Raw genomic sequence first — 7,392 nt, forward strand, 5'->3', positions numbered from 1 at the left:
CAGTTTGGGCCATTTTTCGTCTGTGGCTTTTTATAGTTTCTTTTATGTGACGGGACATTGCAGCCTCCTTGTAAGGTTTTAATATTGCTTACAAAAAGACGATTACAATCGCATCGATATGTCAAGGGAAATTTTACCTTAACTTCTGAAATGTTTACGAAGACTTTTTTTAAAAACTACGCTATTGCTGGGTTTCAGGGGTGCCCGGGAATCGCTGGTACCACGCATAAAATGAAAGACATTCTCTTTGGTGATGATTAAATTGGTAACCTAGGTGAAGTGTTGTGTTTTGTGGGGCTTACTGTTTTTTTCGAGTATTCGACAAAAGTAACCTTTAGCTGTTCCTCTCCCGAGAGGTTTTTCTGCCATAAAATTGCTTTGTTATCGCGCTATTCATTTTGCCCTATGTTATTTTCATATAATAACAAATTGAACTTATGTTCGGCATAAGAGAATGCTGTTATTGAAACGCCCAACTCTCCAATTTCAGAGTACCTTCCAGCCCAGAATCGAAGGAGTTTTACCGTTGCCCCAGGGAATGTTGACAGTGATATGTATGCCACCTCAAGAGCAACGCCGCTTATTATGATAAAGTAAAATGCCAGCTTGAACGATGCTGGCGGATAAAAGAAAACAAACTGGTTATGTATTTTATGATTGTGTGTTTTCAGATGAATTAAAACCAGGCCAGTGAGTCCAAAGATGAGCAAGAGCCAATGTCGAAAGCGCTGAAAAAACCAAAGATTATGTAATGTAATTTCATTTTGAACATTAACTTGTTTAATGAAATCCGGGGTTGTTATGTTAAAAATTCTTTGGCCCCAGCTGATTTCTTCGCCCGCTAATACCAAAGTCAAAACAAACAATATGAAAAAGCCATATTTTAAAGTTTTATTTTCGTAAAGATCTCTGTCGCTCAAGACAATTCTCAAAAGAAATAATGCTGTAAACAGTAAAAAAAGAAACTGAAGCCACTGAATAATGCCATCTTCATGAACGAGTCGAACAGCCATGGTTTTGTTCATAAATGCTATGGATAGCCATCCAATGTTTACCATCAATATTAGTTGATTAACAAGGAATCTAATTTTTTTTGGGGATATGGTGTAGTTACGCATCAGCTATTCCCGGAGTAAAACCTTGTAAGTGTTTGTAATTGTTACTATGAACACTTCAGGCTTTACGAAAGGCAATTGTAAACCATTGATATTACAATAAAAAGCATCAATTACTTCAAAGCAAGCAACTTAAAGCCAAGATTATTAATCAACTTTGGCAGTCATCCGAAAGTCGATATTAAGCGTTTTGTTCTCTAATATTCCGTGCTTTCCGTGTCTTCCGTGGTTTACCAGGTAGTAACCCATGTTATCACCCTGAGGAAAATTGACACGATGGTGGTTCCACCAATGTTGTGGTGTAGATAAGGCATGCCTTGTCTATACGGTGGTGGGGCAACTGTAGCGATACCACTACCGGAAAACCCCGAAGTGACGGTTATCTGTCGCTCGGATGATAAACGTAAATATTACATTTCCCTTCTATTTTTGTAACTATTCAGGTGGGTTAACATGCTAATTTATTTGCATTTTTTTGTTAAAAAACAGTCAAAAAACGCGAAAAAATCTTTAAAAAGAGTGCTTTGACTCCGCAACTACCTGATTTTATGGAGTCTATGGGGCTGAATAGTTACCCCTATTTAAATATTGATGCAATAAAAAGAACAGCAGCTATAAAAATAACAACCGATATGACAAATCCCAAACCCTCTAATAAAAATTCCAAGAGAGCTGGTAGTATTTTTATGAGAATACCTATAGCAATAAGTACGACAATAACACCAAAAATTGATTCCATTTTCTCCCCTCTCTTTACGTTATTCTTACCCCCGGCAGAGCTCATGATATGAAATTTTTTCCACCGTTTTTTCTCTATTCAACCCCCAAAGCCTTAAAAACCGCATCAATGGGATCAGCATAGAAACTGGTTTGAAATTTGGCAAAGAGTTCACCCGGAATGGTGGTAATATCTCCCACGCTGCTCATGGGCAGTAAAATTCGCTTTGCCCCGGCATCACAAGCCACCTGCAGCGTTCCCGCCAGATCTTCCACCGGAGTAATACTCCCGCCCAGACTCATATCCCCCAGCACAACCAGCTGGCTTTGCAGAGATTTCCCCAGCCGACCGGAACACAGGGTGACAAAACTCGCCAGGGTTATGGCTGAGGCGGGCCCTGTATTGTGCATCTCAACTATATGCAGGTGATAGTTATGGTCCCTGGCTTTGGTTGAGGCACTCACCCTGGAGATATTCGCTTTGAAGTAATCAAAGGCTATCTTGATTGCCTCTTTCGTCTTCGATTGTGCGCCGACACCAGAAATAGTGAGCTTGCCGTTGCCCCTGGTTACCTGCAGTTCCTGCCGATACAGACCCGGCATTTCTGTTCCCTGAGCGACCAGATGCACTGTCCCTGGATTCAGCGGCCCCTGGGGAATCAGCTTATCCCCTCCCTGTTCCAGAACACTTACAAACTTTTCTTCCAACGTCTCATTGTCAATATAGCTGAAGTGGACATCATAAAACTCGATACCACCGATCTTCTTGAGCTGCTCCTTAACCCGTCGCCGACCTTCCAGGGCATATTCCAGACACCGCTCAACAGCATCTTTGGCAAAGTCGCCATGGGGATATATCAACTTCAGCAGTCCGGAAACCGTTCTGCGCACCCCGATGACATCTCTCTGGTTCAGGTTATTGCCCAGCGTGAAATACCTGTCAACAGCATCCGCAAAGGTTCTTTTTCGCATCTCCCGCAGGAACTCGGAGAGATAGTCGACAATAAGGCCATATTGACGGGTAAAATACTCCGGCCGCATCTTGGGGATCTCCCAGCCTGGCAGATAACAATGCATCCGGTCAAAAAATGCCGCATCGATCATCTCCTCAGGAAAGGGCGCAAAGAGATGGCTGGTCTTCACCAGACTGTCAACGCTCTGGTTGATATTGCCAATAAAGACCATGGAGGCATTGGCGCTGATCACATCCCGCCCCCTTGAAAAGGAACCGGATGCCATGAAATCCTTCATGATCTGGACACCGTCCCTGTCCTTGAACCTGATACCGGCCACCTCGTCAAAAGCGACCACATCCCACATACCGACCAGCCCGACCCTGCTGGTGTTCATATTGTAGAAGAGATTGGCAACCGTGGTCTGCCCACCGGAGACTAAAAGTGAATTGGGGCTTATCTCTTTATATATATGGCTCTTGCCGGTTCCCCTCGGGCCAAGTTCACAGATATTGCAGTTGTTTTCCACCAACGGTATGAGGCGGGCGACAAAGTGCCATTTTACCCGCTCGCTAAACCGCGCCGGTTCAAGACCTGTTGATCGCAGCAGGACATCAATCCACTGTTCCTCAGTAAATGCCCTCCGCCCCTCAAAAACAGTTTCGAGGTCAAGATTCGGCATCTGGATGGGCTTCAGTTCCTTCAAGAGAAACGGAGAGATATTCTGCCCCTCCTCATAATAATATTCCAGATCAATAATAGACCAGATGCCACCGGCCAGCAGCTTTTCATATCGCTTGACCGTCTCACTGGGAACAACAACACTTTTCACCCCCAGGTTTGACAGCACCGCCTCATACACATCATCTTTTTCGTTGAGCCTGACCGTAACCTTGTCAATGATCTTGTAGTTGCCCAGCTCTTTGATCCTGGACTTGACCTTCTCAGCCTCATCAGGGCGGACATAGTTTTCCGACAGGATGTCTTTCACTGTCTGCAGACCGTCCTTTATCACTTCCTCGTCATCGGAAGCACAGTACATGCCCAGCAAATATTCAAGGACATAAACGGGCACGTTGGCCCCTTCCTTCACCTGCATGGTGAGGTCCTTACGGACAACTCGACCGGCAAAGTGCTCGTTCAGCATCGCATCAAGGTTACTGTCACTTCTTTCGTTTTCCATCAGAAATCCCTTGAAAAGGCGAGATCAATATGGACAGGACTGCGCTCATACTCGGTATCATCCTGCTGATCACGAAGCACGAGATAATATTCCTTTTTCCTGTCAAACTGCATGCCCTTGAGAATCAATTTCACCGATTTTTTTCGCTCATCCATGGAGGTCGAAGAGCTGTCAAAGGTTACCACTGCCTCATTACTGACCAGTTCATTGCCGTCCCTGAGCGATACCGTCAAGACAATCGGCTTCATCCGGTCTGACACCGAATCTGTCTGGATAAACTCAAAACGATGAATGTTCGTAACCACCTTTTTTTGAGATCCAATACGGGAAATACCAACCTTCCGCACCTCGGATTTCGTCTTGGCAGCCCCCTTCAGCTCAGTCACTGTGAGCAGGGGCACAACCACTTCCTGCAACATTGCCCCGCCATGGATAAAGCGGGAGCCACCACTGAAATGAAACCTGTTGGTTCCCCTCGGCAGCCAGAACTCCATATCGTCTTCCGTGCCTGCCGTGTACCTGGTGTTTCCATGCCAGACGTTGTCCGAGTCTTCCAGTTTCCGGCCAAGGATATATCGTTTTTTGCTCTTTACCGCCTGCCCGGGCTTTGCATCGAGCACACTCTTGTTTAAATGATCAGGGGCTTTGTCCTGGTAAATAAAACCATGGTCTGCGGTTACATGCACCTGCCCGGCGCTGAGGCTGTTAATAGAATAACGAATGATGGCGTTGAGCTCATCAATCGCCTGCCTCACCGCTTCAAATGTCTTCAATTCAGTTGAGGCCGTGTCGCCAGTGGCATCAATCGTATTATGGTAGATATAGACACTCTTAAAAGGTTTGACGAATTCACGACCCTCTGCCTTGGACATGCCCAGCAGATCCTCGGCCTTAACGGCCACTCCCTGGTGCTGCGCCAGAATTTTACCCCGCTGTTCAAATCCTGCACAAGGCTGACCATCAACGACAATTCCATCGCTCATCTCTGTAAAAGCGATGGACTTATGAGGCAGCAAAGCCGCCATCCCCAAAGCGGTATAGCTGGGCAGAACACCAAGCATGGCGGAAAGGTCCGCCTGTAATCGATACTGGCTGTTGATCACTCCTGCCAGCTCCTCGGCAATCTCATAGCGCAACGCATCACTGATAATGACAAAAGTACGCACCCTCGTTGTCTTGCCCGGAGGAGACTTTATGACTTCTTTATAGAAATTATCCTGTCTTTTGACGTTGAAAAGTGTCCACTTCCTCAGTAATCCGCCAGTATCGCCACGTTCCAGAAAACCATCCCATGCAAGAGCCAACTGATCCAGGAACCAGCCGCTGTAACAATCTTCGACGGACACCTGCAGGGTTTTCAGGATGTCCCAGCCTGCCAGCTCAACCTTGCCAGCAGCTTCATGGAAATGTCGGTAATACTGATCAAACAGATACAACTCCCCGGTATAGGCAGAGAACATCTCTTCCGCCCCGGGATAACTCAAACCTTTGTCATATTTCCTGCGCAGCCGGAACAGGGCCATCGCCGATTCCAGGGCATCAAAGGTTGTCCCGTACAGGTTCTTCCGGGCATCACCGGTCGTGACCCAGTACCCGTCCCGACGGCATTGGATATGTTCCTCAATGGTCTCAAATTCTTCCTGTTTCCCCTGAAGAACAACATCCCGCAGGTCACTGACGATCCTTTTCTCAACCACCTCAAAGGTCATGACATCGAGCAGAACAGAGCGCTCATACTCCTGGATCAGCTCCGCAATTTTCAGTTTTCTGCTGTAATGGTCAGCGATACGATTATATGCCTGAAACCGGCTGATATCGTTTCGCCACTGGGAGAGGAAGACAGAAATGGTAAAGCTTTGAGAACCCGCCTGCAGGACAAAATGTTCGAGACCGGCAGGTGGTGGGACATCTTTCAAGGTATTGACGAAGTCGGTCACCAGCAGCCTGATGAGGAGATCAGACAGGGAAGGTGCAGCCACAGCATACCCAAATGTCCTGGCGACAAGATCCCAGAAGGGCTTTTCAAGATCCAGCTTGAGTATTTCCAGCCAGATTTTCGGCTCATTGTCAGGTGAATAGTTTCCCTCTTCACAAAAGGCCGCAAAGAGCTTCATAAATATCACAAAGGCATCCGGCTGCTCGACCCTGGTGATCACGCCCAGCATTTTCAGATCCAGATCCTCTTCATTATCCTCAGGTTTCACCCATTTCTTCAGCTTGTCGGTCCGCTCTTTGCTGTTGAAGAAGGTTTTCCGGCTGTTGCAATATGCGCGCATGCTCTGCCGGGACAGGCCCAGATCATTTAAGATGAGGGACGCTTTATCAGCATGAAAGAGATGGCTGTAGAGTTGGATATCAAGGAGCCAGTTCTCCTTATGGGCAGGTTCGGGGCAGGGCGAATAGAGCAGATAACGGTTTTCCGTATCTTCCATCTCCAGCCTGATCTTCAGTTCAAGTGATGCTGTTTTGTCCAGTCTGACCAGGGAAACATCTTCCAGCTCAAGGGACGAGATTATCTCTTCGAACTCGCCGTCCGTGTCATACCAGAAGACAATCCGCGTGTTTTCTTCCTGATAGATTTTGTTCAGGCTGTCTGTAATTTGTTTGATATTCATTTTGCTCTATTTCTTATGATTTCTGAAAAAGTCAGGGGATTTGTAACCACGAATGGACACGAATTTTCACTAATACAAATTACATTTTTTACTGACCAGAAAACGCGACCATCACCGATAACCCGAGAAACAATACACACCACATTGTCATCACGGGGGTTATAACGGTGAACCTTACACCTCATTGGTGAAAAATCGGCACAACAGTGATTCCAGCAATGGTGTTGTAGAGACAAGGCATGCCTTGTCTACACTGTGCCGGTAAACGTAACGATAACGGTGGAATGACACAACCATTGGTGGAATAAACTGGTAGCAATTCCCGGAATTATTAACAGCAGATGCAACCGGGATTGGGTCTTCTTAAACGGGGAGCATAATTTAAGAGGAATGGTATAAGGATGTTAGAAATCCCAGGTCTGGGATCAGAAATAGTGTCCGCAAGCTCTTAGAGACTTTTCCTTGTGAATCCAGGATTGTCTTTCTTCCAGGGTTGATTCGGATCTTCATCTCTCAAATCAAGAGGGATTTTCTGGGCAGGGGAGGGGGCTGGAGAAGAGGCCATTATGGGTACCAGGGTTAAAGAAGGTTAAACAAGGTTAAAGCTCACCATTCGCGTAAACTGAAAAACTATCCGGAATTACTCTCCAGGCCGGAATAGATTTCTGGTCCCAGACCAAGAAGTTCCAACATCCTTACTTGTAACGGTGAAAGTGGTGTGACATGGTGAAAGATTTGCCCGGCTAACTCGATGATCGTCAGAGTGATTTGGGAATAGGCCTTCAGGATTCTTTCCGCTGTTGGAGAAT

Annotated in this window: 4 protein-coding genes; 1 reads left to right on the forward strand and 3 read right to left on the reverse strand. The window is 46.2% G+C overall.

Annotation, left to right across the window (positions count from 1 at the left end; translation table 11 throughout):
* Window positions 1-389 precede the first annotated feature (389 nt).
* Window positions 390-1,118 (reverse strand): hypothetical protein, encoded by a 729-nt coding sequence (locus tag JWG39_RS15490; RefSeq protein WP_205220349.1) that lies wholly within the window; start codon window positions 1,116-1,118, stop codon window positions 390-392.
* A 554-nt stretch (window positions 1,119-1,672) separates the two neighbouring features.
* On the opposite strand from JWG39_RS15490, the gene JWG39_RS15495 reads away from it, so the two are divergent.
* The gene (locus tag JWG39_RS15495) at window positions 1,673-1,906 is read left to right on the forward strand and encodes a hypothetical protein (protein WP_205220350.1); all 234 of its coding nucleotides are present in this window, start codon (window positions 1,673-1,675) and stop codon (window positions 1,904-1,906) included.
* A gap of 22 nt (window positions 1,907-1,928) precedes the next feature.
* Here JWG39_RS15495 and brxL read toward each other — a convergent pair whose 3' ends face one another.
* Together brxL and pglZ are read right to left on the reverse strand one after the other, a co-directional pair.
* On the reverse strand, window positions 1,929-3,968 hold the full coding sequence (gene brxL / locus JWG39_RS15500) for a protease Lon-related BREX system protein BrxL (protein ID WP_240192177.1): 2,040 nt from the start codon (window positions 3,966-3,968) through the stop codon (window positions 1,929-1,931).
* Window positions 3,968-6,583 carry a BREX-1 system phosphatase PglZ type A gene (gene pglZ / locus JWG39_RS15505; protein ID WP_205220351.1) on the reverse strand — a complete coding sequence of 872 codons (2,616 nt, stop codon included), beginning with the start codon at window positions 6,581-6,583 and terminating at the stop codon, window positions 3,968-3,970. Before pglZ ends, brxL begins: the two co-directional genes overlap by 1 nt.
* Between the last annotated feature and the right edge of the window lie 809 nt (window positions 6,584-7,392).

It is taken from the genome of Desulforhopalus vacuolatus, assembly GCF_016918505.1.
Classification (GTDB): Bacteria; Desulfobacterota; Desulfobulbia; order Desulfobulbales; family Desulfocapsaceae; genus Desulforhopalus; species Desulforhopalus vacuolatus.

Excerpts from the sequence above, each read along its gene's own strand:
- JWG39_RS15490 (WP_205220349.1), bottom strand. The coding sequence starts at position 1,118 with ATGCGTAACTACACCATATCCCCAAAAAAAATTAGATTCCTTGTTAAT.
- JWG39_RS15495 (WP_205220350.1), top strand. The coding sequence starts at position 1,673 with ATGGGGCTGAATAGTTACCCCTATTTAAATATTGATGCAATAAAAAGA.
- brxL (WP_240192177.1), bottom strand. The coding sequence starts at position 3,968 with ATGGAAAACGAAAGAAGTGACAGTAACCTTGATGCGATGCTGAACGAG.
- pglZ (WP_205220351.1), bottom strand. The coding sequence starts at position 6,583 with ATGAATATCAAACAAATTACAGACAGCCTGAACAAAATCTATCAGGAA.